This is a genomic window from Couchioplanes caeruleus (assembly GCF_023499255.1).
Classification (GTDB): Bacteria; Actinomycetota; Actinomycetes; order Mycobacteriales; family Micromonosporaceae; genus Actinoplanes; species Actinoplanes caeruleus_A.
In genome coordinates this window covers 5,011,526-5,038,513 of record NZ_CP092183.1, presented here as the reverse complement: position 1 = coordinate 5,038,513, position 26,988 = coordinate 5,011,526, and the positions used below count along the sequence as shown (strand labels likewise).

27 protein-coding genes are annotated in these 26,988 nt (G+C 73.0%); 21 read left to right on the top strand and 6 right to left on the bottom strand.

From position 1 onward, the window contains the following. Positions 1 to 89 precede the first annotated feature (89 nt). Complete coding sequence (locus COUCH_RS23360) at positions 90 to 1,739, top strand: ArnT family glycosyltransferase (protein WP_249607323.1); 1,650 nt, start codon at positions 90 to 92, stop codon at positions 1,737 to 1,739. Here the strand turns inward: COUCH_RS23360 and COUCH_RS23355 are convergent. Beyond that, complete coding sequence (locus tag COUCH_RS23355) at positions 1,717 to 3,771, bottom strand: putative bifunctional diguanylate cyclase/phosphodiesterase (RefSeq protein WP_249607322.1); 2,055 nt, start codon at positions 3,769 to 3,771, stop codon at positions 1,717 to 1,719. The two genes, COUCH_RS23360 and COUCH_RS23355, sit on opposite strands and share 23 nt — an antisense overlap. 82 nt (positions 3,772 to 3,853) lie before the next feature. On the opposite strand from COUCH_RS23355, the gene COUCH_RS23350 reads away from it, so the two are divergent. The 3 genes from COUCH_RS23350 to COUCH_RS23340 all read left to right on the top strand — a co-directional run bounded on the left by COUCH_RS23350 (position 3,854) and on the right by COUCH_RS23340 (position 5,665). Then, complete coding sequence (locus tag COUCH_RS23350) at positions 3,854 to 5,002, top strand: branched-chain amino acid ABC transporter substrate-binding protein (RefSeq protein WP_249607321.1); 1,149 nt, start codon at positions 3,854 to 3,856, stop codon at positions 5,000 to 5,002. Between the two features lie 42 nt (positions 5,003 to 5,044). Continuing rightward, the gene (locus tag COUCH_RS23345) at positions 5,045 to 5,278 is read left to right on the top strand and encodes a hypothetical protein (RefSeq protein WP_249607320.1); all 234 of its coding nucleotides are present in this window, start codon (positions 5,045 to 5,047) and stop codon (positions 5,276 to 5,278) included. 63 nt (positions 5,279 to 5,341) lie between these two features. Beyond that, the gene (locus COUCH_RS23340) at positions 5,342 to 5,665 is read left to right on the top strand and encodes an STAS domain-containing protein (RefSeq protein WP_249607319.1); all 324 of its coding nucleotides are present in this window, start codon (positions 5,342 to 5,344) and stop codon (positions 5,663 to 5,665) included. A gap of 636 nt (positions 5,666 to 6,301) precedes the next feature. Here COUCH_RS23340 and COUCH_RS23335 read toward each other — a convergent pair. Beyond that, positions 6,302 to 7,066 carry a SigB/SigF/SigG family RNA polymerase sigma factor gene (locus COUCH_RS23335; RefSeq protein WP_249607318.1) on the bottom strand — a complete coding sequence of 255 codons (765 nt, stop codon included), beginning with the start codon at positions 7,064 to 7,066 and terminating at the stop codon, positions 6,302 to 6,304. Positions 7,067 to 7,179: 113 nt separating this feature from the next. Here COUCH_RS23335 and COUCH_RS23330 point away from each other — a divergent pair, with 113 nt between their 5' ends. Beyond that, entirely contained in the window at positions 7,180 to 7,977 is a 798-nt protein-coding gene (locus COUCH_RS23330; protein WP_249607317.1) for an MBL fold metallo-hydrolase, read from the top strand. 20 nt (positions 7,978 to 7,997) lie between these two features. After that, positions 7,998 to 8,468: an aminoacyl-tRNA deacylase gene (locus COUCH_RS23325; RefSeq protein WP_249607316.1), complete on the top strand. Its 471-nt coding sequence runs from the start codon at positions 7,998 to 8,000 to the stop codon at positions 8,466 to 8,468. Here the strand turns inward: COUCH_RS23325 and COUCH_RS23320 are convergent. Continuing rightward, positions 8,452 to 9,231 (bottom strand): DeoR/GlpR family DNA-binding transcription regulator, encoded by a 780-nt coding sequence (locus COUCH_RS23320; protein WP_249607315.1) that lies wholly within the window; start codon positions 9,229 to 9,231, stop codon positions 8,452 to 8,454. The two genes, COUCH_RS23325 and COUCH_RS23320, sit on opposite strands and share 17 nt — an antisense overlap. 110 nt (positions 9,232 to 9,341) lie before the next feature. On the opposite strand from COUCH_RS23320, the gene COUCH_RS23315 reads away from it, so the two are divergent. The 5 genes from COUCH_RS23315 (at position 9,342) to COUCH_RS23295 (ending at position 14,711) form a co-directional block, all read left to right on the top strand. Next, entirely contained in the window at positions 9,342 to 10,637 is a 1,296-nt protein-coding gene (locus COUCH_RS23315) for an alpha-glucosidase/alpha-galactosidase (RefSeq protein WP_249607314.1), read from the top strand. A gap of 71 nt (positions 10,638 to 10,708) precedes the next feature. Next, on the top strand, positions 10,709 to 11,593 hold the full coding sequence (locus COUCH_RS23310) for an SIS domain-containing protein (RefSeq protein WP_249607313.1): 885 nt from the start codon (positions 10,709 to 10,711) through the stop codon (positions 11,591 to 11,593). Between the two features lie 39 nt (positions 11,594 to 11,632). Continuing rightward, on the top strand, positions 11,633 to 12,946 hold the full coding sequence (locus COUCH_RS23305) for an ABC transporter substrate-binding protein (protein WP_249607312.1): 1,314 nt from the start codon (positions 11,633 to 11,635) through the stop codon (positions 12,944 to 12,946). Next, a complete protein-coding gene (locus tag COUCH_RS23300) occupies positions 12,946 to 13,890 on the top strand; it encodes a carbohydrate ABC transporter permease (protein ID WP_249607311.1) in 945 nt (314 codons plus the stop codon). Before COUCH_RS23305 ends, COUCH_RS23300 begins: the two co-directional genes overlap by 1 nt. Then, positions 13,890 to 14,711, top strand: coding sequence for a carbohydrate ABC transporter permease (locus COUCH_RS23295; protein WP_249607310.1), 822 nt, complete (start codon positions 13,890 to 13,892; stop codon positions 14,709 to 14,711). The genes COUCH_RS23300 and COUCH_RS23295 overlap by 1 nt, the downstream gene beginning before the upstream one ends. On the opposite strand, the gene COUCH_RS23290 is transcribed toward COUCH_RS23295, so the two are convergent. Then, a complete protein-coding gene (locus COUCH_RS23290) occupies positions 14,692 to 15,603 on the bottom strand; it encodes a carbohydrate kinase family protein (RefSeq protein WP_249607309.1) in 912 nt (303 codons plus the stop codon). The two genes, COUCH_RS23295 and COUCH_RS23290, sit on opposite strands and share 20 nt — an antisense overlap. Positions 15,604 to 15,839: 236 nt before the next feature. Between COUCH_RS23290 and COUCH_RS23285 the strand changes: the two genes are divergently transcribed. From COUCH_RS23285 to COUCH_RS23245, 9 genes are all read left to right on the top strand, one after another. Further along, positions 15,840 to 16,730 carry a 1-phosphofructokinase family hexose kinase gene (locus COUCH_RS23285; protein ID WP_249607308.1) on the top strand — a complete coding sequence of 297 codons (891 nt, stop codon included), beginning with the start codon at positions 15,840 to 15,842 and terminating at the stop codon, positions 16,728 to 16,730. A 12-nt stretch (positions 16,731 to 16,742) separates the two neighbouring features. Next, on the top strand, positions 16,743 to 17,591 hold the full coding sequence (locus COUCH_RS23280; RefSeq protein ID WP_249607307.1) for a class II fructose-bisphosphate aldolase: 849 nt from the start codon (positions 16,743 to 16,745) through the stop codon (positions 17,589 to 17,591). After that, the gene (locus COUCH_RS23275) at positions 17,582 to 18,838 is read left to right on the top strand and encodes a Gfo/Idh/MocA family protein (RefSeq protein ID WP_249607306.1); all 1,257 of its coding nucleotides are present in this window, start codon (positions 17,582 to 17,584) and stop codon (positions 18,836 to 18,838) included. The genes COUCH_RS23280 and COUCH_RS23275 overlap by 10 nt, the downstream gene beginning before the upstream one ends. Before the next feature lie 9 nt (positions 18,839 to 18,847). Continuing rightward, entirely contained in the window at positions 18,848 to 19,717 is an 870-nt protein-coding gene (locus COUCH_RS23270) for a hypothetical protein (protein ID WP_249607305.1), read from the top strand. A gap of 73 nt (positions 19,718 to 19,790) precedes the next feature. After that, entirely contained in the window at positions 19,791 to 20,366 is a 576-nt protein-coding gene (locus COUCH_RS23265; protein ID WP_249607304.1) for a carboxymuconolactone decarboxylase family protein, read from the top strand. Further along, on the top strand, positions 20,363 to 21,226 hold the full coding sequence (locus COUCH_RS23260; protein WP_249607303.1) for an RNA polymerase sigma-70 factor: 864 nt from the start codon (positions 20,363 to 20,365) through the stop codon (positions 21,224 to 21,226). Before COUCH_RS23265 ends, COUCH_RS23260 begins: the two co-directional genes overlap by 4 nt. Before the next feature lie 97 nt (positions 21,227 to 21,323). Beyond that, the gene (locus tag COUCH_RS23255; protein ID WP_249607302.1) at positions 21,324 to 21,869 is read left to right on the top strand and encodes a hypothetical protein; all 546 of its coding nucleotides are present in this window, start codon (positions 21,324 to 21,326) and stop codon (positions 21,867 to 21,869) included. Between the two features lie 117 nt (positions 21,870 to 21,986). After that, on the top strand, positions 21,987 to 23,567 hold the full coding sequence (locus COUCH_RS23250; protein ID WP_249607301.1) for an MFS transporter: 1,581 nt from the start codon (positions 21,987 to 21,989) through the stop codon (positions 23,565 to 23,567). A 45-nt stretch (positions 23,568 to 23,612) separates the two neighbouring features. Beyond that, a complete protein-coding gene (locus COUCH_RS23245) occupies positions 23,613 to 24,227 on the top strand; it encodes a TetR/AcrR family transcriptional regulator (RefSeq protein ID WP_430640815.1) in 615 nt (204 codons plus the stop codon). A gap of 16 nt (positions 24,228 to 24,243) precedes the next feature. Here the strand turns inward: COUCH_RS23245 and COUCH_RS23240 are convergent, their stop codons facing one another. After that, positions 24,244 to 24,921 (bottom strand): NUDIX domain-containing protein, encoded by a 678-nt coding sequence (locus COUCH_RS23240; RefSeq protein ID WP_249607299.1) that lies wholly within the window; start codon positions 24,919 to 24,921, stop codon positions 24,244 to 24,246. A 157-nt stretch (positions 24,922 to 25,078) separates the two neighbouring features. On the opposite strand from COUCH_RS23240, the gene COUCH_RS23235 reads away from it, so the two are divergent. Then, positions 25,079 to 25,990 (top strand): phytanoyl-CoA dioxygenase family protein, encoded by a 912-nt coding sequence (locus tag COUCH_RS23235; RefSeq protein WP_249607298.1) that lies wholly within the window; start codon positions 25,079 to 25,081, stop codon positions 25,988 to 25,990. 84 nt (positions 25,991 to 26,074) lie between these two features. Here the strand turns inward: COUCH_RS23235 and COUCH_RS23230 are convergent, their stop codons facing one another. Beyond that, complete coding sequence (locus tag COUCH_RS23230; RefSeq protein WP_249607297.1) at positions 26,075 to 26,950, bottom strand: alpha/beta fold hydrolase; 876 nt, start codon at positions 26,948 to 26,950, stop codon at positions 26,075 to 26,077. Between the last annotated feature and the right edge of the window lie 38 nt (positions 26,951 to 26,988).

Genomic DNA, 26,988 nt, shown 5'->3' with positions numbered 1-26,988 from the left:
GAGGAGCGAGGATCCTGCGATGTGCGACATTCCGGTGCTCTGGCTGACCGGCCCACCCTCCGCCGGACGGGCCGGGTACCTTTCCTCCGGTGACCGCCGCCGACCTCGACCAGCCCGCGACCGCGATGCCGGCCGCCGGCCGCGACCGCCCCCGGCGGCGGTGGTGGCTGCCCGCCGTCGTGGTGCTGCTGCTCGGGCAGATGGCCGCCGCGATGATCACCACCGCGGTGCAGCAGACCCCGACGATCGACGAGCCGGTGTACGTCGGCACCGCCGTCACGTACCTCGAGCAGCACAGCGTGCGCTTCAACCCCGAGCACCCGCCGCTGGGCAAGCTGCTCATGGCCGCCGGGCTCGCGTTCGCCCGGCCGCACCTCGACCCGGGGTTCCGCGGCGACCAGACCCAGCTGGGCCGGCACGTGCTGTACGAGGCCGGCAACGACCCGTACGAGCTGATGTTCCTGGCCCGGCTGCCCATGATCGTGCTGACGCTGCTCACCGGGCTGGTGGTGTTCGCCTTCGCCCGGGACCTGACCAACGCGGCCGGGGGAGTGCTGGCCCTCGCCCTGTACGCGTTCTCACCGGACGTGATCACCCACGGCTCGCTGGCGACGCTGGACGTGCCGGCGATCGCGTTCCTGCTGGCCTCGGTCTGGCTGACGTGGCGGGCCCGGGCGCGGCCCCTGCTGTATCTGCCGATGGCCGGGGTGGCGCTCGGTGCCGCGATCGCGACGCGGATGAGCGTGCTGCCCGCCGTACCCGTGATCATGGTTCTCGGTGCCCTGGCGGTGCTGAGCCGGCGGCCGCGGGAAGCGTGGCGGCCGCTCGCCGCGGCGGCCGGGATCGCGGTGGCCGCGGTGGCCGTCGTGTGGCTGAGCTACCTGGCCGTCGATCCGTGGTTGCGCTGGACGCCGCCGAGCGGCCTGCCCGCGGCTCACGGCGTCCGCGGCCTGCTGGTCGACTGGCTGCCCGTGCCGCAGTCCTACCGCGACGGGATGCGGATCCAGTTCGCGTTCGAGAACGCCCCGTGGAGCGGCTTCCTGTTCGGCCGGCACTACCAGGGTTCGCTCTGGTACTACCTGCCCGCCGCGCTGCTGGTGAAGACCCCGCTGGGCATGCTCGTCCTCTGGGTCGCCGGCGCGGTGACGATGCTCGCCCTGCCGCGGCTGCGCCTCGCCGCGGCGTACGTGCTGGTCCCGCCCGCGGTGCTGCTGGCGTTCGCGATGACCGGCGCGCGTGACTTCGGCACCCGGTACGCCATCTTCATGCCGATGTTCCTCGCGGTGGCGGCGGCCGCGGTGGTGCTGGTGAGGTGGCGGTGGGCGCACGTCACCGCGGCCGTGCTCGCTGTGTTCGTGGCGGTCAGCTCGCTGCGCACGTTCCCGTACTACCTGCCGTACTCGAACGAGGCCTTCGGCGGCCCCGCGAAGACCCACCTGCGGCTGCACGACTCGAACGTCGACTGGGGGCAGGACCTCGGGCGCCTCGCCGACCACCTCCGCGAGCGCTACCCCGGCGAGCCGGTGTGGCTGGTCTACAAGGGCGCGGGCGTGCCGGCGGCGTACGGCATCCAGGCGCGCAACCCGCTCGGGGCGCAGATGGAGGACGTGCACGGGCTCGTCGTCATCTCGGACAGCTCGATCGCCAAGGCGACGGGTGCGCTGGCCCAGCTGATCCGCACCAGCGGCGACCCCGTCGACGAGGTCGGCCACTCGATCACGATCTACCGGCGCCCGTAGCGTTGCCCGCGGCGGCAGCCGCCGGCGCCGCGAACGCCGCGCGGGCGATCGCCTCGGCCCGGTCGCACGCCGCCGGCAGCTCCGTCGCGGGCACCGGGCGGCTCAGCACGTACCCCTGGGCGTGGTCGCAGGCCATCTCCCGCAGCCGCAGCAGCGCCGCGACGTCCTCGACACCCTCGGCGACCACGCTCAGCCCGAGGTTGTGGCCCAGGTCGATGGCGCTGCGCACCATCACCGCGTCCGGCGTACGGCCGGAGTCGTCGCTGCCCAGGTCCTTGATGAACATGCGGTCGACCTTGAGCTCGTCGGCGGCCACGTGGCGCAGCTGGGCCAGCGAGCTGAAGCCCGTGCCGAAGTCGTCGACCGACACGGTGACGCCCTGCTCCCGGATCCGGCCCAGCGCGCGGACGGTGCTGGCCGGGTCGGCCATGATGCTGGTCTCGGTCAGCTCCAGACGCAGCAGCGAGGGCGGCAGGCCCGCGCCGGCGACCGTGTCGAGGACCTGCGGGACGAAGCCCGGGTCGATCAGGCAGCCCGGGGAGACGTTCACCGCCACGGTCAGCGGGCGGCCCGCGAGCCGCCAGGCCGCCGCCTGGTGCACCGCCAGGGTGAGCAGGTGGCCGGTGAGCCGGACCTCCAGCCCGCTGGTCTCGGCGATGGTCAGGAACGCCGCCGGGGGCAGCAACCCGCGCACGGGGTGGTTCCAGCGCACCAGCGCCTCCACGGAGGTCACCGTGCCGTCGCTGAGGCGTACCTGGGGCTGGTAGTGCAGCTCGAGCTGACCCGCGGGGTCGCCGTCCTCGAGCAGCGCGCGCAGCTCCGCGAGGAGCTGCATGCGGTCCGGCGTGCCGGTGTCCGCGGTGGCGTCGTAGAGCGCGACCCCGCCGCCACCGGCCTTCGCCCGGTACATCGCCGCGTCGGCGTGCCGGAACAGGTCGTCGCCGGCGCCGTGCAGCGGGCCCAGCGCGACGCCGAGGCTGCCGCTGATGGCCGCCGGCCCGTCCTCCAGCACGAAGTTGCGGCCCAGCGTCCCGGCCAGGCTCTCGGCCAGCGCGGTCGCCGCGGCGGCGCCGGGCACCCGGGGCAGCAGCACGGCGAACTCGTCGCCGCCCAGCCGCGAGACGATGCCGGCGTCGCCGACGCCCGCGCCGAGCCGCCGGCCGGCCTCGCGCAGCACCTGGTCGCCGGCCTGGTGGCCGAGGGTGTCGTTGACCGCCTTGAAGCCGTCCAGGTCGACCACCATCAGCGCCATCTGGTGACCGCCGGCCTGGGCGTCCGCGAGCGCGTCGCGCAGCCGCTCGGCGAACAGGGTCCGGTTCGGCAGCCCGGTCAGCGGGTCGTGCAGGGCCAGGTGGCGGCTCTCGTCGGCCTGCTCCACGAGCCGCCGCTGGTAGCCGACGACCAGGCGCATGATCATCGCGACCAGCGCGAGCCCGGCGGCGAACCCCACGGCGGTGCCGGCGAGCAGCCGTACCTGCGTGCGGCGCAGCGCGTCCACCTGCTGCTGGGCGGCCTCGTGGTAGGCGCGCGCGACCCGGTCGGCGTCGTCCTGCAGCGTGTAGAAGGCCGGGGTGACCTCCAGCCGGTCGAGCGGGGTGTGGCCCGGGTCGCCGTCGGAGATCAGGTCGATGAGGCGTACGGCCAGGGTCCGGTACGCCCGCTGCTCGTCGCGCAGCCGCAGCGCGTCGACCCGTACCCGGCTGTCCCCGTCGCTGCTGACCCGGGTGAGCGCGGCGTCGGCCACCTGGGAGACCTGGTCGAAGCGCTGCCGTACGGCCACCGACGGCTCCACCTGGTAGTGCCGCAGGTTCACCTCCTGCATGGCGATCGCCGTACGGGCCTCGGAGAACAGCGCGTCGATCGCCAGGGCGTGCCGCTGCTCGTCGGTGGCCCGGCCGGTGTGCGCGGTGCCCTGCAGCACGTACGCGGCCAGCGCCAGCAGCACGGCTGCCAGCGCCGCGGTGGTCCCGCCGCCACGGCGCACGAGACCGGCGACGCGCGTCCGCAGAGATCCACCGATGTGCCCGACCACGCCGGGCTTGATCGGCAGTCCGGTGGCCGGGTGAAGGAAATGGTCTCCTCAGGTACGCCACGCCCGGACCGATGGGCCTGCCATGCGACTGCTCTGTGGTGCCGTGCTGGCCCTCGTGCTGGCGTCGGCGGCCGGCTGTGCCGGAGGACAGGACACGGCGGATGCGCCGGCGCCCGGGGTGATCCGGCTCGGCACGCTGGTGCCGCTGACCGGCCGCAGCAGCCCGTCCGGCGAGGCCATGGTCAGCGCCGCCCGGATGGCGGTCGACGAGGCCAACGCCCGCGGCGGCGTGCTGGGCCGCCGCGTCGAGCTGGTGGTGGGCGACGACGCCTGCGACGCCGGTACGGCGGTCACGGCCGCGCATGCCATGGTCGCGCAGGACGTCACCGTGTCCGTGGGCGGGTACTGCTCCAGCGCCACCGTGCCGACGCTGAAGATCTTCCGGGCTGCGGGCGTACCCATGGTCCTCGCGCAGTCGAACTCCACCGACCTGCTGACGCCGAAGTACGACAGCGTGTTCCTGGTCTGCGGCACCGTCACCGCGGAGGCGGACTTCGCCGCCGACTGGATGACCCGGCTGGGCGCGCGCCGGCTCGCGGTGGTGCACGATGGCACCAGCTTCACGGTGACCCTCGCGGAGTCGGCCGTCGCGGCGGCCCGCCGGTCGGGCACGCTCGGCGTGGCGGGGGAGTGGGAGATCCGCCAGGGCGCGCCCGGGTACGGCCGGGCCGCGCAGGCGATCAGAGCCTCGGGCGCCGACGTCGTCTACTACACCGGCTACTACGCCGAGGCCCGCCAGCTCGTCGTCGACCTGCGCGCCCGCGGCTACCGCGGCATCGTGGTCGTGGGCGACGGCGCCACCGACGGGCCACTGCTCGACGGCCTGTCCGGCGCCCAGATCGCGGACCTCTACGGCACCGCGCTGCTGGTGCCCGGGCTGATGCCGGAGCTCGCGTCCTGGTCGCAGCGCTACCGTGCGGCCGTCGGCTCGGCGCCCGGCCCGTCGACGGTCGAGGCGTACGACGCGGTGACCGTCGCGCTGGACGCCGTCCGCCGCGCGGGCACGACCGACCGGGAGGCGGTCCGCAAGGCGATCGCCGCGACCGACATGACGGCCCTGTCCGGGCCGATCAGCTTCAACCCGGACGGTACGCGCACCACGCCGCGGTTCCTGCTGCTGCATGCCACCGGTACGGGCTTCCGCCTGATCCCCCAGCCCGCACGCGGCTGACGGGACGATTGACGCAAGATCGATGGGGTAACGACATGCCTCATGAGCGGTTCACACCACGACAGGACGGCCCGCGCCGCCGACCTGATGCACCTGAACGCGATGGCGCTGGAGGAGACCGAGCAGAGCCTGCACGACAGCGCGGACCGGCGCCGCGACGGGGCCGGCGAGCGCCTGCACCGGCTCGCCGACACGATGACGGAGACGGCCGGCGACATCGCCGAGCGCGCCCGCGGGCTGTCGGACGAGGCGAGGAAGCGGGAGACGCGCGGCTGACCACCGGCGTCGATGCGCAATCGTTGCTCTATGGCAAGGATTGACCCTCTACAGTGCTGAGCGATGCAGATGCCGCCGCTCGTCATCGCCGAACATCCCGTCGACGGCGGGATGATGCGCCTGGCCGTCTCGGGCGAGCTGGATCTGGCGAGTGCAGACGACCTCGAGAAGGCCGTGGCCGCCGCGGCCCGCCGTACGGATCTCCGTGAGGTGCTCGTCGAGCTGTCCGGCGTGACGTTCCTCGACGCATCCGGCATCGCCGCCCTGAGCCGCGCCCGCACCGCCGCGCGGGCCGCGGGCGTCCTGGTACGTGCGGAGGGTGCGCGCGGAGTGGTGGCCCGGGTCCTGGCGGTGACCGGCGTGGGTGAGTGGCTCGCCAGCGCTTGATGCCGTGGTCGCCGCGCGGCATACGGAACCGCGCAGGCGCTGGGGCACACTCCGCGGCGGTGGAGCAGCAGCTCGCCGACCCGGACGCCGCAGCTCATGATCTCCCGGAGGTGACCGCGCCCTCGGCTCAGGTCGCTCGGGTGATCGCCCGGCCACGGGTGAACGACATCCGGCCCGGCCGCGGATGCAGCCGGGCCGGATCCGTCGCCCGGCCGGGCGTGGCCCGACGCCCAGCCAGGCACGGTCCATGGGACAGCCGAGCTGCAACGCACGCCCCGCAGAGCACTCGGAGCCGCGCGCGGCCCGCGAGCCCGCACCGTGCGGGAACCTGCCCGTGCGCCGCGCGCAGCCCGAGAGCCCGCACCGCGCGGGAGTCAACCACGCGCCGTGCGTAGCCCGCGCACGCCGCGCGTAGTTCGAGGCCCGCGCCGCCCGAGGTGCGCGCGGCCCGAAGCCCGCGCGGCCCGAAGCCCGCGTAGCCCGAGGCCCGCGTAGCCCGAGGCCCGCGCACGCCGCGCGTAGCCCGCACGCCGCGCGTAGCCCGCACGCCGCGCGTAGCTCGAGGCCCGCGCCGCCCCGGGCCCGCGTAGTCGGAGGCTTGCGCCGCCCGAGGTCTGCGCCGCGCGGGAGGCTGGGTCAGCCGGCGGTGAGTTCCGTGCGGAGCTTGGCCAGTGACCGCGCGATCAGCCGGGAGATGTGCATCTGGGACACCCCGATCTTCTCTGCGATCTCCGACTGGGTCAGGTTGCCGAAGAAGCGCAGCGACAGGATCGTGCGCTCGCGCTCGTCGAGGGTCGCCATCGCCGGTCCGAGCGCGATCCGCAGCTCGGCCAGCTGCATCTCGTGGTCGTCCTCGCCCAACGTGTCGCCCAGCGACGTCGCGCCGTCCTCGGTGACCGGGGTGGACAGGCTCGCCGCGCTGTACGCCCGGGCGCCCTCCAGTCCCTCGAGCACCTCTTCCTCGGTGGTGCCGAGGTGGGTCGCGATGTCGGCGACCGTGGGGGAGCGGCCCAGGGTCTGGGTGAGCGCGTTGCCGGCCTCGGTGATGGCCATGCGCAGCTCCTGCATGCGCCGGGGCACGCGGACCGACCAGGTGCGGTCGCGGAAGTGGCGCCGGATCTCGCCGAGGATGGTCGGGATCGCGAACCCGGCGAACTCGACGCCGCGGGTGGGGTCGAAGCGGTCGATCGCCTTGATCAGGCCCACCGTCGCGGTCTGCAGCAGGTCGTCGTCGGGCTCGCCGCGGCCGCTGTAGCGGTGCGCCAGGTGCTGCGCCAGCGGCAGCCAGACCCGCACCGCCTCGTCGCGCAGCGCCGCCCGCCGCGGGCCGGCCGGGGTGGCCGCCATGTCCCGCAGCAGGGTGGTGCCGCTCTCGGGTACGCGCGTCTTGGTCATCGTCATGGTGATTCCTCTCGCCGAGCGCACTCTGTACCCGGCCTCTCCCACAATAAACGACGCAGGAATCGACGCAACTCGAGTCGATTGAGATGTGGATAACCGGGTACGCCCCGACGATGACGGTGAACGCGAGCGTGACCTTCGTCGGCAACGCCACGACCGTGCTGCGGCTGGGCGACTTCACCCTGCTCACCGATCCCGCGTTCGGGCTCGCCGGCAGCCGGGTGTACCTGGGCAAGGGTGCGTGGACGAAACGCGTGAAGGACCCGGCGCTGGACGTCCTCGACGTGCGGCTGCTCGACGCCGTCCTCCTGTCCCACCTGCACGGCGACCACTTCGACAAGGAGGCGCGCCGCGACCTGCCGCCCGAACTGCCGATCGTGACCACCCCGCAGGCGCAGCGCCGGCTGCGGCGTACGCGGTTCGCCGAGGTACGGGGCCTGCCGACGTGGGAGACCCACGAGTGGGCCCGCGGCGGGCACCGGCTGCGGGTCACCGCCGTGCCGGGACGGCACGGCCCGGGTCCGGTCGACCGGCTGCTGCCCGACGTCATGGGCTCGGTGCTGGAGCTCGAGACCGACAACCGGACCCGGCTTCGCCTGTACGTCACCGGTGACACGCTCTACGGCAGCCACCTGGCGGACATCCCGCGCCGGTGCGGCGAGATCGACGCGATGCTGATCCATCTCGGCGGCACCCGGCTGCTGGGCATGCTGCTGACCATGGACGACAAGCAGGGCGTGGCCACGGCCGGCCTCATCCGCCCGGGCCTGACCATCCCGATCCACAACGACGACTACAAGGTGCAGAAGACGCCGCTGGAGCACTTCCTGCGCCGGGCGCGGGAGGAGGGGCTGGCCGGCATCCAGCCGATCATGCGCGGCGCCACGCTGGAGCTTCCGGTCCGCGTCTGAGCCCGAGATATCGTGATCACGTGACCGCCGTCGACGCCGTGACCTCCGCCGGGATCGAGCACCGGGTGGTGCGGCACGGCCCGGTGGGCAGCGTCGCCGAGGCGGCCGCCGCCCAGGGCGTCGAGGTGCGCGATCTGGTGAAGACCCTGGTGGTACGCCGCTCCGACGACGACTACCTGTTCGTGCTGGTGCCCGGCGACCGGCAGATCTCCTGGCCGAAGCTGCGCGCGCTGCTCGGCGTCAACCGCCTGTCGATGCCGGGCGCGGCGACCGCCAAGGAGGTCACCGGCTACGAACGCGGCACCATCACGCCGTTCGGCGCGGCCCGCCCGTGGCCGGTGGTGGCCGACGAGCGCGTCCGCGGCCGCACGATCAGTCTCGGCGCCGGCGAGCGCGGCGTGGCCCTGCAGGTGCCGGCGGACGCGGCGGTGTCCGCGCTGCGGGGCACGTACGCGGACGTGACCGATCCGGAGGTCAGCCCGCGACGATGACCTCGGTGCCGGTGCGCCGGATCGCGTCGACGCCCGCCGCGTTCGCGCTGGTGTCCGTGACGAGCGTCGCCACGTCGGTGATGGCGCAGATGCCGGCCAGGCACACCTTGCCCACCTTGGAGCCGTCGGCCACCACGATGACGCGGTCGGCCCGGCGGATCATCGTGGCGTTGGTGTTCGCCTCGATCTCGTCGTGGGTGGTGAGGCCGCCGCGGGCGCTGATGCCGTCGACGCCGACGACCGCGACCTCCATGTTGAGGCCGGCGAGGGCCTGGTCGGCGATCGGCCCGACCAGCTCGTACGACTGGGTGCGGGACACCCCGCCGGTCATGATGAGCTTCAGCCGGGGCCGCAGCGCGAGCTCGGAGGCGATGTTCAGCGCGTTGGTCACCACGGTCAGGTCGACGCGTTCGGCGAGCAGGCGGGCCAGCAGGTGGGTGGTGGTGCCGCCGGTGAGGCCCAGGGTCAGCGGCCCCTTCGGCAGGATGTCGGCGACCTTGCGGGCCACGAGAGCCTTCTCCTCGCGGTGCTGGCCGACGCGGTAGCGCACCGGCAGCTCGTACGCGACGTCGACGGCGACCGCGCCGCCGTGGGTGCGCGACAGCAGCCGCTGGTCCTCGAGGGTCTGCAGGTCGCGGCGGATCGTGGCGGGGGAGACCCGGAACTCGCCGGCGAGGTGGCCGGCGTCGACGGAGCCGTGGCTGGCCACTCGCTCCAGAATGGCCGACACCCGGTCGGCACGGCGCAGGGAACTGGGTGCCATCGCGCCCTTCTTCGAGGAGTATTGATCAAACGCGCAGTCACTGTAGTTCGTTTCCAAGCGAATGACCAGAATTCCTTGCGCGCTTGGGGCGCAACGCCAAGAATCCCGCCATGACAGTGATCGCCTTCCTCGGCGCCGGCAGCGTCGTCTTCACCCGTGAGCTGCTGGCGGACATCCTCTCCTTCGACGAGCTGCGCGGCGTCACGCTGGCCCTGCACGACATCGACCCCGAGCGGCTGGAGACCGCCGAGGCGATCGCGCGGCGCACGGCCGACCAGCTCGGGGCGCGGCCGCGGATCACGACCAGCCTGGACCGGCGGGTGGTCCTGGACGGCGCCGACTTCGTCATCAACGCCATCCAGGTCGGCATGCACGCCGCGACCGTGCGCGACTTCGAGATCCCCGCGAAGTACGGCCTGCGCCAGACGATCGCGGACACCCTGGGCATCGGCGGCATCTTCCGCGCCCTGCGGACCTTCCCGGTGCTGGAGGCCATCGCGCGGGACATGCGCGAGCTCTGCCCGGACGCCTGGTTCCTCAACTACACGAACCCGATGGCGATGAACATCGGCTACCTGACGGCGGTCGCGCCGGAGCTGAAAGCGGTCGGGCTGTGCCACTCCGTCTTCTGGACGGTGCACGACCTCTGCAAGCTGATCGACGTGCCACTGGACGAAGTGGACTACAGCGCGGCGGGGGTCAACCACCAGGCCTGGCTGCTGCGGTGGGAGCACCGGGGCCAGAGCCTCTACCCGCGCCTCGACGAGCGCCTGGAGAAGGACCCCGGCCTGCGGCGACGCGTACGGATGGACATGTACCGCCGGCTCGGCTACTTCCCGACCGAGACGAGCGAGCACTCCAGCGAGTACGTGCCGTGGTACCTGCGCCACGACGAGGAGATCGAGCGCCTGCGCATCCCCGTCGGCGACTATCTGCGGATCAGCGCGGACAACGTCGAGGAGTACCACGCCACCCGCGCGTCCGTGCTCGCCGGCGAGCCGCTCGACGTCAGCCGCGACGCCACCGAGTACGCCCCGCAGGTCATCCACAGCATCACCACCGGCACGATGCGGCGCGTGCATGCCAACGTCGCCAACCGCGGCCTGATCGCCAACCTGCCCGAGGGGTACGCCGTGGAGGTGCCGTGCGTGGTGGACGGCATGGGCGTACGCCCGGAGCGCGTCGGTGACCTGCCGCTGCAGTGCGCGGCGCTCAACCGTTCGTTCGTGAACGTCGGCCAGCTGACGGTGCGGGCGGCGGTGACCGGCGATCCGCGCATGGTCCGCCAGGCCGCCATGGTGGACCCGAACACCGCCGCGACGCTGCCGGTGGAGCGCATCTGGGAGCTGTGCGACGAGCTGACCGCGGCGCACGGGGACCTCATCCCGGCGGCGCTGCGCGGCTGACGCGCACTGCGGAATGCTCGTTTGTACGCGAGGCCTTGTGAAGCGAAAACAAACGAGCATAATCCTCGACCATGAACGACACGTCCGAGGAGATCGCCAGCCAGCCCGCCGTCTGGGAACGGGGCCTGCAACTCACCGACGAGGCCCGCAACCTGCTGGCCGCCCCCGGCGAACGGGTGCTGTTGCTGGGCTGCGGCACGTCCTGGTTCGTCGCCCAGAGCATCGCCGAACTGCGCGAGAGTGCCGGGCTCGGTGAGACCGACGCGGTGTGCGCCTCGGAGTACCGGCCGCGGCGCCGCTACGACCGGGTCGTCGCCGTCTCGCGCTCCGGCACCTCCACCGAGGTGCTCGACGCGCTGCGCCAGGTGCCCGCCGGCACCCACCGGGTCGCGGTCACCGCGGTCGACGGGATGCCGGTGGACGACCTGGCGGAGTCCCGGCTGCTGCTGGACTTCGCCGACGAGCGCAGCGTGGTGCAGACCCGCTTCCCCACGACCGTCCTTGCCGTGGCGCGCGCCGCGTTCGGCGAGGACCTGAGCCATCTGGCCGGCCACGGCCGCGCCGCGCTCGCCGCGCCGCTGCCCGCCGACCCGGCCGGCGTCGAGCACCTGGTGTTCCTCGGGACGGGCTGGACCGTCGGGCTCGCCCACGAGGCGGCGCTCAAGGTCCGGGAGGCGGCCCAGGCGTACTCCGAGTCGTACCCGGCCATGGACTTCCGGCACGGGCCCGTCGCCGTCGCGGGCAGCCGCAGCCTGATTTTCTTCTTCGGCGGCGTGCCCGCCGGGCTCGACGACGCCGGCCGCGCGGCCGGCGCGACGACCTACCGCGACGACCGCGACCCGCTCGCCCAGCTGGTGCTCGCCCAGCGCTTCGCGCTCGCCCTGGCCGCGCACCGCGGCCTCGACCCCGACCGTCCCCGTCTGCTGACCCGCTCGGTCGTGCTGGACGCGGCCTGACAACCCATCCCTTCCCCAGGAGATCGAGGTTCTCGAGTGATGATCACTTCCAGGCGCGGCCGGCGGACCCGGCTGCTGGCCGTGACCGGCACGGCCCTGCTCCTGGCCGCCTGCACCGGCGGCACCAAGGACGACGGCGACGCGGCGAAGGGCTACGACCCCGCGGCGACCGTGACCCTCACGTGGTGGACCGGCCAGACCTCGGAGGCCGAACAGGTCGCCGAGCGGCTCGCCGCCGACTACCACGCCGCGCACCCGAACGTGACCATCAAGACCTCGGCGGGCGCCGGGACCACCGACGAGCTGCTCACCAAGCTCTCCGCCGGCTTCGCGGGCGGCAACTACCCGGACATCTCGTACGCCTTCGGCAACTGGGCCGGCGACCTCGGGGCGAGCGGGCGCACCCAGGACCTGACCTCGTACGTCAACGACCCGTCGTTCGGCTGGACCGAGATGCCGGAGGCGGCCCGCACGGTCGCCACCGCCGACGGCAAGGTGATCGGGGTACCGGCGCTCGTGGACAACCTGGCGCTGATCTACAACAAGAAGCTCTTCGACGCCAAGGGTGTGGATCACCCGACGGACACATGGTCGTGGGAGGACTTCCGGGCGGCGGCGAAGAAGCTCACCGACCCGGCGACCAACACGTACGGGACCGCGTACTCGGTCTCCGGCAGCGAGGACACCACCTGGCACCTGTGGCCGCTGCTCTGGCAGAACGGCGGGAAGATCCTCGACGGCACCAAGCCGGCCTTCAACTCCGACGCCGGCGTCAAGGCGCTCGAGACGCTGCGCGTGATGGCGGTCGACGACAAGTCCATGTACCTCGACCAGACCGACGAGAAGTACGGCCCGCTGTTCAACAGCGGGCACGTCGCCATGATGCTGTCCGGCCCGTGGTCGCTGCTGGACATCAAGACCGCCAAGCTCGACTACGGGGTCGCGTTCCTGCCCGGCGTGAACGGCGACCACCAGACCGTCTCCGGCCCCGACCTGTGGGTGCTGTTCGACCACGACGACGCCAACCGGGCCGGCGCCGCGCGCGACTTCGTCAAGTGGCTCACCAGCGCGCAGACCGACGCCAAGTGGAACCTCGCGGTCGGCAACCTGCCGCTGCGCTCCAGCGAGAAGGACACCCCCGAGTTCGCCGCGTACGTCAAGGAGTACCCGGGCGGGCAGAAGTTCTTCGACAACCTGGCCAACGCCAAGCAGGCGCGCCCCACGCTGCCCGGGTACGAGGCGATGAGCCGCAACGTCGGCGACGCGATCGCCAAGGTCCTGCAGGGCGCGGCCAGCCCGAAGGAGGCGCTCGACCAGGCCGCCCAGAAGTCCGCCGGCGCGCTGGAGGACTGATGGCGCTCACGTTCGCGGCGACACCGCGTACGCATCAGGACGTCGCGCCCCGGGCGCGGGGCCGGCGCGGCCGGGCGCTGCGCCGCAACCTCACCGGCTGGGGCTTCGCGGGCCCGGCGACGCTGCTCGTGGTCGGCCTGTCGCTGTTCCCGGCCGTGTGGGCGTTCTTCATCTCCCGGACGAAGTGGAACGGCATCGCCCCGGCGACCGGCGTGGGGTGGCGCAACTACGAGCGGATCGTGCAGGACCCGGACGCGGCCGCGGCGGCCCAGCACACGCTGGTGCTGACCGTGCTGTTCGTCCCGGGCTCGATCCTGCTGGGCATGCTCATCGCGGTCGCGCTGAACCAGAAGATCCGGCTCATCGGTTTCTACCGGACCTGCATCTTCGTGCCGTACGTGGCCTCGGCCGCGGCGACCGGAATCCTGGCGAGCTTCGTGTTCAACCCGCAGTTCGGCGCGGCCAACGAGGCGTTGCGCCGGCTCGGGCTGCCCGCCCAGCAGTTCCTGGAGAACCCGGCGCAGGCGCTGCTGGTCATCTGCCTCATCGCGCTGTGGGGCGAGGTGGGCTTCTGCGCGGTCGTGTACCTGGCCGCGCTGCAGGACATCCCGAAGGAGCTGGTCGAGGCCGCGGTGGTCGACGGCGCGAGCCGGTGGCGGGTGTTCCGGCACATCACCCTGCCGGAGCTGCGCCCGGTCACCGTGTTCACCGCGATCTGGCAGACGATCACGGCGATGCAGCTGTTCGACCTCATCTACACCACGACCCGCGGCGGGCCGATGAACAGCACCCAGACCGTCGTCTACTACATCTACGAGCTGGCCTTCCAGACGCAGCGGCTCGGGTACGGCGCGGCCGTGGCATACCTGCTGTTCGCGGTGACGATGCTGCTGACCCTCGGGGTCATCTGGTACAGCCGCCGGTCCGGATCGGAGGCGTTCTGATGCGCCGCCGCCTGCCCTTCAGCCCCTGGCACCTGCTGCTCATGCCGCTCGCGCTGATCTTCGTGCTGCCGCTGGTGCAGATGGTCCTGACGTCGTTCATGACCACGCAGGAGATCAACCAGTTCCCGCCGAGGTTCATCCCGACCAGCATCCACCTCGAGGGCTACCGCACGCTGCTGGCCGAGTCGCACATCGTGCGCTGGTTCGCCAACACCGTGCTGGTCTCGGCGATCGCGGTGGTGTCGCACCTCGTGCTCTGCTCGCTGGCGGGCTACGGCTTCGCGCGGCTCAAGTTCGCCGGGCGCGGCGTGGCGTTCCTGGCCATCGTGGCGACGGTGATGATCCCGATCCAGCTGCTGATGATCCCGACGTACCTGATGTTCGCCCGCGCCGGGATCGTCGACACCCTCGCGGCGGCGTTCGTGCCGTGGCTCGCCTCGGCGTTCGGCATCTTCCTTATGCGCCAGTTCTTCCTCGGCCTGCCCGTCGAGCTGGAGGAGGCGGCGCGGCTGGACGGGTGCGGCGCGCTGCGCACCTTCGTCAGCGTGGTGCTGCCGCTGGCCCGCCCGGCGCTGGCCACCCTGGCCGTGTTCACCCTGCTGTCCAGCTGGAACGACCTGCTGTGGCCGCTGGTCGCGATCTCCGACGACACGAAGTACACGCTGCAGGTCGGGCTCGCCAGCTTCCAGGGCACCCGGCGTACGGAATGGTCGCAGCTGATGGCCGGCAACGTCATCGCGACGATGCCGCTCATCGTCGCGTTCCTGGTCGCCCAGCGGCGGTTCATCGCGACGATGACCTTCACCGGCCTGAAGGGCTGAGCTCCTCCCGGGTGGCCTGGGCCGCGGTGCCGCCGGCCGCCCGGGTGCTCAGCGACCCGGCCGCCGCCGCCCAGGCGATCGCCTCGGCCAGCGGCCGCCCGACGAGGCGGGCGGCCAGGAAACCGGCGTTGAAACTGTCGCCCGCGCCGGTCGTGTCGACCACGTCGACGGTACGGCCGGGAGCCGAGCACCCGCCGTCCGGTCCCCAGGCCCGCGCGCCCGCCGCCCCGTTCTTCATCACCACGGTCGTGCCGGTCGCGGTCAGCATGGCGGCGGCGGCGTCCAGATCGGACTCGCCGGTCACCGCGCGCAGCTCGTTGGCGTTCGGCAGGAACACGTCGGTGTACGCCAGGATGTCGGCGATCGACTCCCACTTCCCGGCGGGGTCCCAGTTGGTGTCCAGCGACGTGCCGACGCCGGCGGCGCGGGCCCGGGCGAAGACCCCGGCCAGCCCGGCGGCGAGCCCCGGCTGCAGGTAGAGCGACGCGACGTGCACGTGCCGGGTGGCCGCGAGGTGCGCGTCGGTCACGTCCTGCGGGCGCAGCGTGGGGATCGTGCCGGGCAGCGTCAGGATGGCCCGGTCCTGGTCCGCGGGGGACAGGATGACGCTGAGGCCGGTCGGCGTGCCCGGTGCCGCGTCGGCGAGCAGCAGGCTGACGCCGCGCTCCTCGAGCGCGCCGCGCGTCACCGCCCCGAAGACGTCGTCGCCCAGGGCGGTCAGCAGCGTGGTCCGCAGCCCGAGCCGCGCGCACCCGGCCGCCGTGATGGCCGCCGAACCGCCCAGGACGAGGTCGGCCCCGGTGAGCAGCTGCTCGGCCTGGCCGAAGCGGGGACGGACGTCGCCGCGCAGCACGAGGTCCGGGTTGGCGTCGCCGACGACGAGCACGTCCATCGCTTACTCCTGTCCATATGAACAATCTAGATTGCTCACTTGCGCTTTTCGGGGCCCTGTAAGGGGTCGGGAGCACCATACGCGCACAAACGGCTATTGACACGTGTTCGTTCGATCAGTTGAATCGGCGGCAGCGATCGAGCCCAGCCGGTACCCAGTCCGGCGATCGGGTCGCCAGGGCCGGCGCCCGAGGCGGGGCAGATCGAACCGGGGGCGAGGGCTCCATGATCGTCACGGTGACGCTGAATCCGGCGCTCGACCTCACGTACACGGTGGACGCGCTCGTCCCGCACGCCACCCACCGGGTCGCGGCGGTCGCCGAGCGCCCCGGCGGCAAGGGGCTCAACGTCGCCGGGGTGCTGCACGCGCTCGGCGAGCCGGTGCTCGCCACCGGGCTGCTCGGCGGCGCGACCGGGCGGCGGGTCACCGAGCTGCTGGCCGGGGTGGGCGTACCGGGGTCGTTCGTGCCGATCGCGGGGGAGACCCGGCGCACCGTCGCGGTCGCCGACCGCCACGACGCGACCGGCTTCTGGGAGCCCGGTCCGCCGGTCACCGCTGCGGAGTGGCAGAGCCTGCTGGCCCACGTACGCGACCTGCTCGCCGGCGCGGACGTGCTCACGCTGAGCGGCTCGCTGCCGCCGGGCGTCCCCCGGGACGGGTACGCGGTCCTCATCCGGCTCGCCCGGGACGCGGGGGTGCCGGTCGTGCTGGACGCCGGCGGCGAGGCGTTGCGGCACGGGCTGGCCGCCGGACCCGACCTCGCCAAACCCAACGCCGCCGAGCTGGCGTCCCTGGCGCCGGACGCGCGCCCGGCCGACGTGCTCGCCCGTGGCGCCCGGTCCGTCGTGGTCTCGCGCGGTCCGGAGGGCCTGCTCGCCCTCGCCGGCGACGACGCCTGGCAGGCGGTCCCGCCGGAACCCGTCATCGGCAACCCGACCGGAGCGGGCGACGCCTGTGTGGCGGCGCTCGCCCGGGGCCTGCGCGACGGCACCGCCTGGCCGGGCCTGCTGGCCGACGCGGTGGCCCTGTCCGCGGCGGCCGTCAGCGCGCCCGTGGCCGGGACCGTCGACGCGGACGCGTACCGCCGGTTCCGCCCCGCCGTCACCGTCACCGCCCTCGCGGGCTGAGAGGAGTTCTGCGTGTTCACACCGACCGGGGAGATCGTCGCCGCGGCCCGCGCCGCCGGCGTCGCGGTGGGGGCGTTCAACGTCATCACCGTCGAGCACGCCGAGGCCATCGTCGCCGGTGCGGAGCGCGCCGGGCGGCCCGTCATCCTGCAGATCAGCGAGAACGCGGTGCGCTTCCACCACGGCCGGCTCGCCCCGATCGCGGCCGCCACCCGGTGCATCGCCGACGCCTCGGCGGTCACCGTGGCGCTGCACCTGGACCACGTGGAGAGCGACGAGCTGTTCGACCAGGCGGCGGCGTGCGGGTTCGGCTCGGTCATGTACGACGCGTCGAAGCGCTCCTACGATGACAACGTGGCCCGTACCGCCGCGGCCGTACGCCGCGGGCACGCCCAGGGACTCTGGGTCGAGAGCGAGCTGGGCGAGATCGGCGGCAAGGACGGCGCCCACGCGCCCGGCGTGCGCACCGACCCCGGCGACGCGGCCGCGTACGTAGCCGCCACCGGGGTGGACGCCCTGGCGGTGGCCGTCGGCTCGTCGCACGCCATGCACACCCGGACCGCCCGCCTCGACCACGAGCTCATCGCCCGGCTGCGCGAGGCGGTGCCCGTGCCGCTCGTGCTGCACGGCTCCTCCGGCGTGCCGGACGACGAGCTGGCCGCCGCGGTCCGCGGGGGCATGGTCAAAGTCAACATCGGCACCGCGCTGAACAGCGCCTTCACCACGGCCGTCCGGGAGAGCCTCGGCAGCAACGCCACGCTGGTCGACCCGCGGCGCTACCTGGCGTCGGCGCGCGACGCGATGACCGACACCGTGGCCTCGGCGCTGCGCCTGCTCGGGGAGCCCGTGCCGTGCCCGTGACGCTGGCGCTCGTCGGCGCCGGGCTGCGCGGGCAGACGTACGCCCGGCACGCCGTCGCCACCGGCCGTGCCCGCGTCGTCGCGGTCGCCGAGCCGGACCCGCACCGGCGGGAGAGCGCCGCCGCCGAGTTCGGTGTCGACCCGGCGAACGTCCACACCGACTGGACCGGGCTGGCTCAGGGCCGGCTCGCGGACGCCGCGATCGTCGCGACCCAGGACCGGCTGCACGCGGGCCCGGCCGTACGGCTCGCCGAGCTGGGCTACCACCTCCTGCTGGAGAAGCCGATGGCGCCGACCGACGAGGAGGCGAGCGCCATCGCGGATGCGGCCGTCCGGTACGGCGTGATCCTGGCCGTGTGCCATGTGCTGCGCTACACGGCGTACACGAAGCTGGTGAAGGGTCTTGTCGACGAGGGCCGCATCGGGCGGCTGGTCAGCTTCGACCACCTCGAACCCGTCGGCTGGTGGCACCAGGCCCACTCGTTCGTGCGGGGCCACTGGCGGCGCACCGACACGTCCGGGCCGATGCTGCTCACCAAGAGCTGCCACGACCTCGACTGGCTGGTGCACGTGACCGGCCGCGTCCCGGCCCGGATCGCCTCCTTCGGCGGCCTCACCCATTTCCGGGCCGCCGACCGCCCCGAGGGTGCCGCCGACCGCTGCCTCGACTGCCCGGTCGAGCCGGACTGCCCGTACTCGGCGAAGCGCCTCTACTTCGCCGCGCTCGCCGACCCTGACCAGCACTTCTGGCCGCTCGGCGCGGTCACCGCGCAGGCGAGCGCGCCGGCGCTGACCGAGGCGCTGCGGACCGGGCCGTACGGACGCTGCGTGTACGCCTGCGACAACGACGTGGTCGACCACCAGGTCGTCACCATGGAGTACGCCGACGGCGCCACCGGCACCTTCACCATGAGCGCGTTCACCCCGATGGAACACCGGCGGACCCGGCTGATGGGCACCCACGGCTACCTCGAGGGCGACGGCCGTACGGTCCGCCACGTCGACTTCCGTACCGGCTGCGAGCAGACGCTCGACTCGGCGGCGCTGGGCGGCCCGTCCGCGGCGGGCGGCCACGGCGGCGGCGACGAGGGCCTGACCGAGGCGTTCCTCGCCGCGGTCGAGGCGGGCGACCCGTCGCTGATCACCTCGGACGCGGTGCAGAGCCTGGCGACGCACCGCGTGGTGTGGGCGGCCGAGCGTGCCCGCCTCAGCGGCGAGATCGTCACCCTCGCCGCACCTCGCCGGTAGGGTCTTCCCATGAGAACGGCGACCCGGCGGTTCGCCCTGTGGCGGGCCGACCTCGAGGGCGCCGTGTGCGCCGCCCCGGAGGAGTGCGTCGAGGCGCTGCGCGACCGCCCGGTCGTGCCGGTGGTCCTGGAGTACCGCGAGCACGGCCTCACGCCTGTGCGGCATGTGTTCGAGACCACGCTGCGGCAGGACGTCGAATGGCAGTTCGCCGGCGTGGCCTGGCCGGGTGACCTGCGGCCCGGGGTGCTCGTCACCGTGACGTGGCAGGCGGCGCGGGACGAGGTCGTCGTACGGGCGGCGGCGCTGGACGAGCCGATGAGCGTCGACGGGATCGCGTACTACCACGAGTACGACCCCAAGGTGGTCACCCGGGAGCTCGCCCCCGACCCGTCCAACCGAGGCCGGGTGCTGCGGGCCGTACGCCGCCAGGGCCGGGTCTTCGACGACGGCAGCGCCGTGCTCCCGGAGTCCGAGCTGGCCGGGCACTGCGGGCTGGGCCGCGGCGCCAAGGGCGCGTTCCTGCTGCGCAACGCCGTCGACCAGTTGATCCGCGAGGGCTACCTCACCCGCGTCGAGGGCAGCGTCACCTCGGCCGGCTACCCCTCGTACCCGGCCGTCGAGGGCCAGAAGGCAGCGCAGATGCTGTTCTACGCGCCGCTCGTGGAGCCGGCCCCGTGGCCGGGCGAGGACGAGGACGGCGACGGCGCCGAGCGGGCCGAGCACCTGGTCCACGGCTTCGTCCGCAAGCTGCCGCTGGGCGCGCGGCCGTCGGAGAAGCAGGTCACCCTGCACGAGCGGGCCGTCGAGGAGGAGCAGATCGAGCCCAGCCCGCTGGCGCCCGGCTACACGTACGTGAAGAAACACCACCGCCACGGCTGACTTCCCCGGCCGGATGTCACATCCGGGCCGCCGCCGGTGTCTGCATGCGGAGCAGATCACCAGGAGGACAGACATGAGCGGTACGCGGATCCCGAAGGCGGAGCTGACCGGCGTCTACGGGGCGCTCGTGAAGCGGATGTCGCGCCGGATGTTCGGGGCGGTCCCGGAGCCCGTCGGCGTGGTGTGGCACAACCGCAAGGTGCTGGCCTTCAGCTTCACGGTGGGCCGCTCGGTGCAGAAGTGGGACCGGTGCGACGCCTCCCTGAAGTCGTACGCCCACATGGCGGTGGCGAGCCTCGTGGGCTGCAGCTTCTGCCTCGACCTCGGCTACTTCACGGCCCGCAACGAGGGGCTGGACGTCGCCAAGGCGCGCGAGGTGCCACGCTGGCGGGAGTCGGACGTCTTCACGCCGCTGGAACGTGACGTCATGGCGTACGCCGAGGCGATGACGCAGACGCCGCCGGCCGTGACGGACGAGATGTCGGCGCGGCTGCTGGCGGCGCTCGGCCCGGCCGCCCTGGTCGAGCTCACCTCGTCCATAGCGGTCGCCAACTTCATGACCCGGTCCAACACCGCGCTGGGCGTGGAGTCGCAGGAATTCTCGGCGTCCTGCGACCTGCCGCCGCTGGCCGTACCGTCGCACCCATGAGCGGCGACCCGTTCGTCGACCACCGCGGCCTGCTGTTCACGGTCGCGTACGAGATGCTCGGTTCCGCCGCGGACGCCGAGGACGTCGTGCAGGAGACGTGGCTGCGGTGGGCCGGCGTGGACCGTGCCGACGTCCGCGACGAGCGCGCGTACCTGGTGCGGATGGTGACCCGGCAGGCGCTGAACCGGCTCCGGACGGTGGCCCGCCGCCGCGAGGAGTACGTCGGACAGTGGCTGCCCGAGCCGTTGCTGACCACCCCGGACGTGGCCGACGACGTCGAGCTCGCCGAGAACGTCTCCATCGCGATGCTGACCGTGCTGGAGACGCTGGGCCCGGCCGAACGGGCGGTGTTCGTGCTGCGCGAGGTCTTCGAGACGCCGTTCGACGAGATCGCCGAGGCGGTCGGCAAGTCGCCGGCCGCCGTGCGGCAGATCGCGCACCGCGCCCGCGACCACGTGGCGGCGCGGCGGCCCCGGATGCGGGTGGACCGCGCCGAGCAGCAGGCGGTCGTCGAGCGCTTCATGGCGGCCGTCGCCACGGGCGACGTCCGGGCCCTGATGGCGGTGCTCGCCCCGGACGTCGTGGTGACGACCGACGGCGGCGGCCTGGTCGCGGCGGCGCGCAAGCCGATCGTCGGGGCCGGCAAGGCGGTGGCGTTCCTGGCGTACGTCTCGCAGGTGCCCGGCTTCACGCTGAGCGCGGTCTGGCTGAACGGGACACCCGGCGTCCGGTTCGACGTGAACGGCGAGACGACCGCGGCCAGCGTGGTGGTCGAGGACGGACGGATCACCCGCGTGTACGCGATCCGCAACCCGCGCAAGCTGGAACGGCTGGACCGGGTGGCCGAGCTGCGCCGGTGAGCGTCACGAACCGGCCGGGCCCCTTAGGGGCCTGGGTCCGGTGGAGGCGGGGGTGATCCCTGATGGGCTGCCCGCGCGCAGCCGCGAGGCTCACCGCATGACGAGATTCTGCGCCGTCACGGCGCCCGCGCTCATGGTCGCGTACGGCATCCTGCGCTGGATCGACGGCCTGGACGGGCACCGCAAGGGCGGTCCCGCCTGGAACGTCGGCCACGTCGCGTTCTTCCTCGCGATCGTGCTGTTCGCCGTGCTCGCCGTCGGCCTGCGCCGGTCCGTCGTCGCTCAGGTCCCGGGGCGCGGGGTGCTCGCGGGGGTCGCCACCGGCGCCGTCATGGTGGGCGCCGCGTGCTTCCTGTGGGTGATCGCCGGGGACCTGTCCGCGGCGTTCCGGGACGCCGCGCCGCTGCCCGGGGTGCTGGAGGCCGCCGGGCCGGCGCTGTTCCAGCTCGGGCTCCTGACGCTGCTGGTGCTGCTGGTCGTGGCGCGGCGGCTGCCCGTGTGGTCGCCGGTGCTGGTGCTCGCCGGGTTCGCCGGGATCGCGGTGAGCCTGGACCTGCTGCCGGTCGCGTCGCTCGTCGTCGCGGCCGGGCTCGCGCCGCTCGCGGCCCGCCCGGCGGCTATTCCCGCCACCGGAAGATCGTGAGGACGGCCACAATACGATACGAGCCCGTTCCGTATCGGTGTCCGGCGGCCTAGGGTCGCTCTTGGATACGGAACTGTTCCGTATCGAATCTCCGATCGTCACACGGGAGAGCACTCCATGGACGTACCGCACACCGGGCATCCACGACGCTGGGCCATCCTCGGCGTCCTCGTCATCAGCCTGCTCGTCGTCGTCCTCGACAACACGGTCCTGAACGTCGCCCTGCGCACCATCGCGGACCCGGAGGCCGGCCTCGGCGCCAGCCAGGGTCAGCTCGAGTGGGCCATCAACTCGTACACCCTCGTCTTCGCCGGCCTGCTGTTCACCGCCGGCATCCTCGCCGACCGGCTCGGCCGGCGGATCACCCTGACCGTCGGGCTCGCGCTCTTCGGCCTGGCCTCGCTGCTGTCGGCGTACGCGGGGAGCGCCGACCAGCTGATCGCGGCCCGCGCCGTGATGGGCCTGGGCGCCGCCGCCGTCATGCCCGCCACGCTGTCCATCATCGCCAACGTCTTCGAGCCGCACGAGCGCGGACGCGCCATCGGCGTCTGGGCCGGCGCCGTGGGCCTCGCCGTGGCCATCGGCCCGATCGTCGGCGGCCTGCTGCTCGAGAACTTCTGGTGGGGCTCGGTCTTCCTCATCAACGTTCCGGTCGTCATCGCCGGGATCGTGCTGGTCAGCGTGCTGGTGCCCGAGTCGCGCGACCCGAAGCCCGGCCGCATCGACATCGTCGGCGTGCTGCTGTCCATCCTCGGCCTGACCCTGCTGACGTACGGCGTCATCGAGGGCGGCGAGAACGGCTTCGGCCAGGCGCAGTCGTGGGGCTCGCTGGCCGGCGCCGCCGTCGTGCTCGCGGCCTTCATCGCGTACGAGCGCCGCATCCCGTTCCCCTCGCTGGACGTACGGCTGTTCACGAACCGGCAGTTCTCCGCCTCCACCGGCATGATCGGCCTGGTCTTCTTCGCGGCCATGGGCATGATGTTCTTCAGCGCGTTCTACCTGCAGCTGGTCCGCGGGTACGGCCCGCTCGCCTCGGGCGCGCTGTTCGTGCCGTTCGCGGTGGCGCAGATGGTCTTCGCGCCCCGCAGCGCCGCCATGGTCAAGCGGTTCGGCCCCAAGGTGGTCGGCTCGGCCGGCCTGCTGCTGGTCGCCGCCTCGCTGGCCGGGTGGCTCGCGATCGGCGCGGACACGCCGATCTGGATCGTCGGCGCGCTGTTCTTCGTGATGGGCGTCGGCATGGCCAACGTCATGCCGCCGGCCACCGAGTCGATCATGGCCTCGCTGCCCCGCGAGAAGGCGGGCGTCGGCTCGGCCGTCAGCAACACGATCCGCCAGGTCGGTGGCGCGCTCGGCGTCGCCGCGCTCGGTGCCGTGCTGTCGTCGGTGTACCGCGACGGCATGACGGACGCGACGGCGAACCTGCCGGCCGCCGCCCGGGACGTGGCGAACGAGTCCATCTCCGGGGCGTACGGGGTGGCCGCCCAGGCCGGTGCCGGTGCGCCGGGGCTGATCCGGACCGCCAACGACTCGTTCATCTCCGCGATGCACTACGCCTCGCTGGGCACGACGCTGTTCGCCCTCCTCGGGGTGCTCGTCGCCGTGCTGTGGCTGCCCGGCAAGCGGGCCGCCGCGGCTCCCGCGCCCACCACGGCGGAGTCCCTCGCCGAGGAACAGGGTGTGGAACTGGTCGAGGCGTGACGGCCGTCGTGGCCGTACGGTGAAGGCTCGGTAACAATGGAGCGCATGACGACGGTCAGCGTTGACGCGGGATCCGGTCCGGGCCGCAAGGCTCCGGGCCGGCCCCGCGATGCCCGGGCCGATGAGGCCATCCTCGAGGCGGTGACCGCCCTGCTCGCCGAGGGGCAGAGCGCCGACGCCATCTCCATCGAGGCGGTGGCGGCGAAGGCGGGCGTGGGCAAGGCGACGATCTACCGCCGCTGGCCCAACAAGGTCGCGCTGTTCACCGACGCGGTGGCCCGGATGAAGGGCCCGCTGCCGGTGCCGGAGGGCAAGTCGGTCCGCGAGGACCTCGTCATGCTGGTCATGCAGGGACGCCAGAAGCGCATGGAGCGGTACAGCAAGGTGACCGCCTGCCTGCTGCCGGAGATGGTCCGCAGCGCGGAGATGCAGGCGGTCTACCAGGCGGCCACCGAGCCCCGCCGCGAGGTCATGCGTCAGGTGCTGCGCCGCGGGATCGAGACCGGCGAGCTGCGTGCCGACCTCGACATCGAGCTGACCCTGCTGATGATCTCGGGACCGAGCATCGCGCAGAACATGCTGCACTGGAACCCCAACGTGCCCGAGGAGGGCTACGCCGAGAAGCTGGTCGACGCCCTGTTGCGGGGTCTGGCGGCCTGACCCGGGCGCCCGGGCGTCAGGACCCGGCGAACGGGCCGCGCAGGGCGGCCCACTGCAGCAGCATCACCGTCTTGGCGTCGGCGATCCGGCCGTCGTGGATCATCTCGAGGGCCTCGGCGAACGGCAGCTCCACCACGCCGATGTCCTCACCCTCGGCGGCCACCCCGCCGCCGGAGGTGACCCGGCTCTCCGGCGTGTACGGCGCGGCGTAGAAGTGCAGCCGCTCCGTGACCGAGCCCGGGCTCATGTAGACGTCGAAGACGTGCTCGAGCTGGCCGACCTCGACCCCGAGCTCCTCGCCCGCCTCCCGGCGGATCGCGGTCTCGGGGTCGTCGTCGTCCAGCAGGCCGGCCGCGGACTCCAGCAGCATGCCGTCGGGGTGCCCGTTGACGTACACCGGGTAGCGGAACTGGCGGGCCAGCAGCACGGTTCTGCGGCCCCGGTCGTACAGCAGGATCGTCGCGCCGTTGCCGCGGTCGTACGTCTCCCGGTTCTCGGTGGTCCAGGTGCCGTCGGCGTGGCGGTAGTCGTACGTCGTGCGGCGCAGCACGTGCCACGCGCTGGCCAGCAACTGCACGTCGCGCACCACCACGTCCGGGTTGCCGGTGAGATCACGGCCCGCCCGGTCGAGGCCGGTGCGCCCGCGGTGGTCGGGGGCGTCGACGCCGGGAATCGGCAAGATCGTCGAATCCATGCGCCGACAATAACGTCCGGAACCGCCCGATGTTAACTGACTTCCGGTGTCGGCCCGATCGCGGCGTGAATTTTCTCCGGGGTATTCGTCGAATCAGGCAACGCGCATGGCCACGGCTCGCGTCATGGGTACAAAGCCGAGCTGAAACGAGGCATCGATGCAATCCACCGTGCACCAGGAAATGGTCGGCGGGTACGAGCCGCTGACGCCCGCGCAACGCACCGAATTCCTCGAACGCGGCGTCGTGCTCGTCCGCGGCGCGCTGGACGAGGAACGCCGGCAACGCCTCGAGGCCGCCGTCGACCGCGTGTACGCCGAGGAGCGGGCCGCCGGCCGGGTCGGGGACAACGGCGTGCTGCACCTGCTCGGCTTCCTGCCCCGCGACGAGGAGTTCGGCGAGCTGCTCACCGCCCCGGCGGTGTTCCCGTACATCTGGGGCATCGCCGGCTGGAACATCTACAGCCACCACAACCACCTGGACGTGACCCCGCCGGCACGGGCCGAGGAGCCGCCGTCCTGGGGCTGGCACCAGGACGGCTACCGGCAGAACTCCGACCCCGGGACGGTCGACCCCACCCTGCCGCGGCCGATGTTCTCGCTCAAGGCCGGCTACGTGCTCTCCGACCTGTCGCGCACCGGCCGCGGCGCCACCAAGGTCATCCCGGGCAGCCACCTGCGCAACACCCTCGAGCGGCCCGCCGACCCGCATGCCGACAATCCCGACCCGCTGGGCACCGTCGAGATCACCGCCGCGCCGGGCGACGCGTTCATCTTCGATCGCCGGTTGTGGCATTCCCGGTCGGCGAACACCAGCGCCGTGACCCGCAAGATACTTTTCGTCGGATATACGTACCGGTGGATCCGGCCGCTCGACGACATGCCGGTCGACCGCGGCAGCGCGTGGTGGCACAACCGGACGCCGGTGCAGCGGCAATTGCTCGGCGAAGCGCCCGGCACGATCAATTACTGGGGCGTGAAATGGAACGGTTACGTCGATGAGGACATCCCGTTGCGCCGCGAATTGCGCGAAAGGGGACTGCTCGACCGCTCGGTTCCCTGGCTGCGCTGACCGTGCCGGCCGGCCGGCCGCGTCGCCGCTGACCGGAAGCGGCTGACCGGGCCCGGCCGCCGGACGCTGACCGGGCGCGCGGCGTCAGCGGGCCAGCAGGGCGCGCAGCGCCTTGACGACCTCGGCCGGGGCCTCCTCGGCCATGAAATGCCCGCAGGTCACCAGGGCGTGCTGCAGGTCCGGGGCCCAGGCGCGCCACACCGCGGCGGCGTCGTAGCCGAGGGCGGCGCCCCAGTCCTGCTGCAGCACCGACACCGGCATCGCGAACGTCCGCCCGGCGTCCCGGTCGGCCCGGTCGTGCTCGATGTCGACGCCCGCCGACGCCCGGTAGTCCGCGACGATCGACGGGATCGCCGCCCGCGAGGCCGCGAGGTAGGTCTGTCGTACGGCAGGCGGGAGGGCGGCCGGGTCCTTGGTCCACACGTCGAGGAAGTGGCCGAAGAACGCGTCGGCGGCACCGGTGATCATGGCCTCCGGCAGGCCGGGCGGCTGGGCCATCAGGTACAGGTGGAACGCCACCGACGCGGAGACGCCGTGCAGCACGTCCCACATGTCCAGGGTCGGGACGATGTCCAGCAGCGCCAGGTGGGACACCGCCTCCGGGTGGTCCAGGCCGGCGCGGAAGGCGACCAGCGCGCCCCGGTCGTGCCCGGCGAGCGCGAACCGGTCGTGGCCCAGCGCGCGGGCCACGGCCACGACGTCGGCGGCCATCGTGCGCTTCGCGTACGCCGTACCGCCGGGGTCCGCGGGTTTGCTGCTCCTGCCGTAGCCCCGCAGGTCAGGGCAGATGACGGTGTGGTCGGCGGCGAGGTCGGCCGCGACATGCCGCCACATCAGGTGGGTCTGTGGGAAGCCGTGCAGGAGCACGATCGGCGTGCCGCTGCCCGCGACGGCCGTGTGCAGGGTGACGCCCTCGGCGACCGGGACGTCCTGGTAGTCGAATCCGGTGATGCTGTCCATGCCGTCCAGCCTCACCCGCGCCGATGAGCGCGGGATGA

What these genes read in the sequence shown, in the direction of transcription:
- COUCH_RS23350 (WP_249607321.1), top strand. Translation starts at nt 3,854, where the DNA reads ATGCGACTGCTCTGTGGTGCCGTGCTGGCCCTCGTGCTGGCGTCGGCG.
- COUCH_RS23345 (WP_249607320.1), top strand. Translation starts at nt 5,045, where the DNA reads ATGAGCGGTTCACACCACGACAGGACGGCCCGCGCCGCCGACCTGATG.
- COUCH_RS23340 (WP_249607319.1), top strand. Translation starts at nt 5,342, where the DNA reads ATGCAGATGCCGCCGCTCGTCATCGCCGAACATCCCGTCGACGGCGGG.
- COUCH_RS23335 (WP_249607318.1), bottom strand. Translation starts at nt 7,066, where the DNA reads ATGACGATGACCAAGACGCGCGTACCCGAGAGCGGCACCACCCTGCTG.
- COUCH_RS23330 (WP_249607317.1), top strand. Translation starts at nt 7,180, where the DNA reads ATGACGGTGAACGCGAGCGTGACCTTCGTCGGCAACGCCACGACCGTG.
- COUCH_RS23320 (WP_249607315.1), bottom strand. Translation starts at nt 9,231, where the DNA reads ATGGCACCCAGTTCCCTGCGCCGTGCCGACCGGGTGTCGGCCATTCTG.
- COUCH_RS23315 (WP_249607314.1), top strand. Translation starts at nt 9,342, where the DNA reads ATGACAGTGATCGCCTTCCTCGGCGCCGGCAGCGTCGTCTTCACCCGT.
- COUCH_RS23310 (WP_249607313.1), top strand. Translation starts at nt 10,709, where the DNA reads ATGAACGACACGTCCGAGGAGATCGCCAGCCAGCCCGCCGTCTGGGAA.
- COUCH_RS23305 (WP_249607312.1), top strand. Translation starts at nt 11,633, where the DNA reads ATGATCACTTCCAGGCGCGGCCGGCGGACCCGGCTGCTGGCCGTGACC.
- COUCH_RS23300 (WP_249607311.1), top strand. Translation starts at nt 12,946, where the DNA reads ATGGCGCTCACGTTCGCGGCGACACCGCGTACGCATCAGGACGTCGCG.
- COUCH_RS23295 (WP_249607310.1), top strand. Translation starts at nt 13,890, where the DNA reads ATGCGCCGCCGCCTGCCCTTCAGCCCCTGGCACCTGCTGCTCATGCCG.
- COUCH_RS23290 (WP_249607309.1), bottom strand. Translation starts at nt 15,603, where the DNA reads ATGGACGTGCTCGTCGTCGGCGACGCCAACCCGGACCTCGTGCTGCGC.
- COUCH_RS23270 (WP_249607305.1), top strand. Translation starts at nt 18,848, where the DNA reads ATGAGAACGGCGACCCGGCGGTTCGCCCTGTGGCGGGCCGACCTCGAG.
- COUCH_RS23265 (WP_249607304.1), top strand. Translation starts at nt 19,791, where the DNA reads ATGAGCGGTACGCGGATCCCGAAGGCGGAGCTGACCGGCGTCTACGGG.
- COUCH_RS23260 (WP_249607303.1), top strand. Translation starts at nt 20,363, where the DNA reads ATGAGCGGCGACCCGTTCGTCGACCACCGCGGCCTGCTGTTCACGGTC.
- COUCH_RS23255 (WP_249607302.1), top strand. Translation starts at nt 21,324, where the DNA reads ATGACGAGATTCTGCGCCGTCACGGCGCCCGCGCTCATGGTCGCGTAC.
- COUCH_RS23250 (WP_249607301.1), top strand. Translation starts at nt 21,987, where the DNA reads ATGGACGTACCGCACACCGGGCATCCACGACGCTGGGCCATCCTCGGC.
- COUCH_RS23245 (WP_430640815.1), top strand. Translation starts at nt 23,613, where the DNA reads ATGACGACGGTCAGCGTTGACGCGGGATCCGGTCCGGGCCGCAAGGCT.
- COUCH_RS23240 (WP_249607299.1), bottom strand. Translation starts at nt 24,921, where the DNA reads ATGGATTCGACGATCTTGCCGATTCCCGGCGTCGACGCCCCCGACCAC.
- COUCH_RS23235 (WP_249607298.1), top strand. Translation starts at nt 25,079, where the DNA reads ATGCAATCCACCGTGCACCAGGAAATGGTCGGCGGGTACGAGCCGCTG.
- COUCH_RS23230 (WP_249607297.1), bottom strand. Translation starts at nt 26,950, where the DNA reads ATGGACAGCATCACCGGATTCGACTACCAGGACGTCCCGGTCGCCGAG.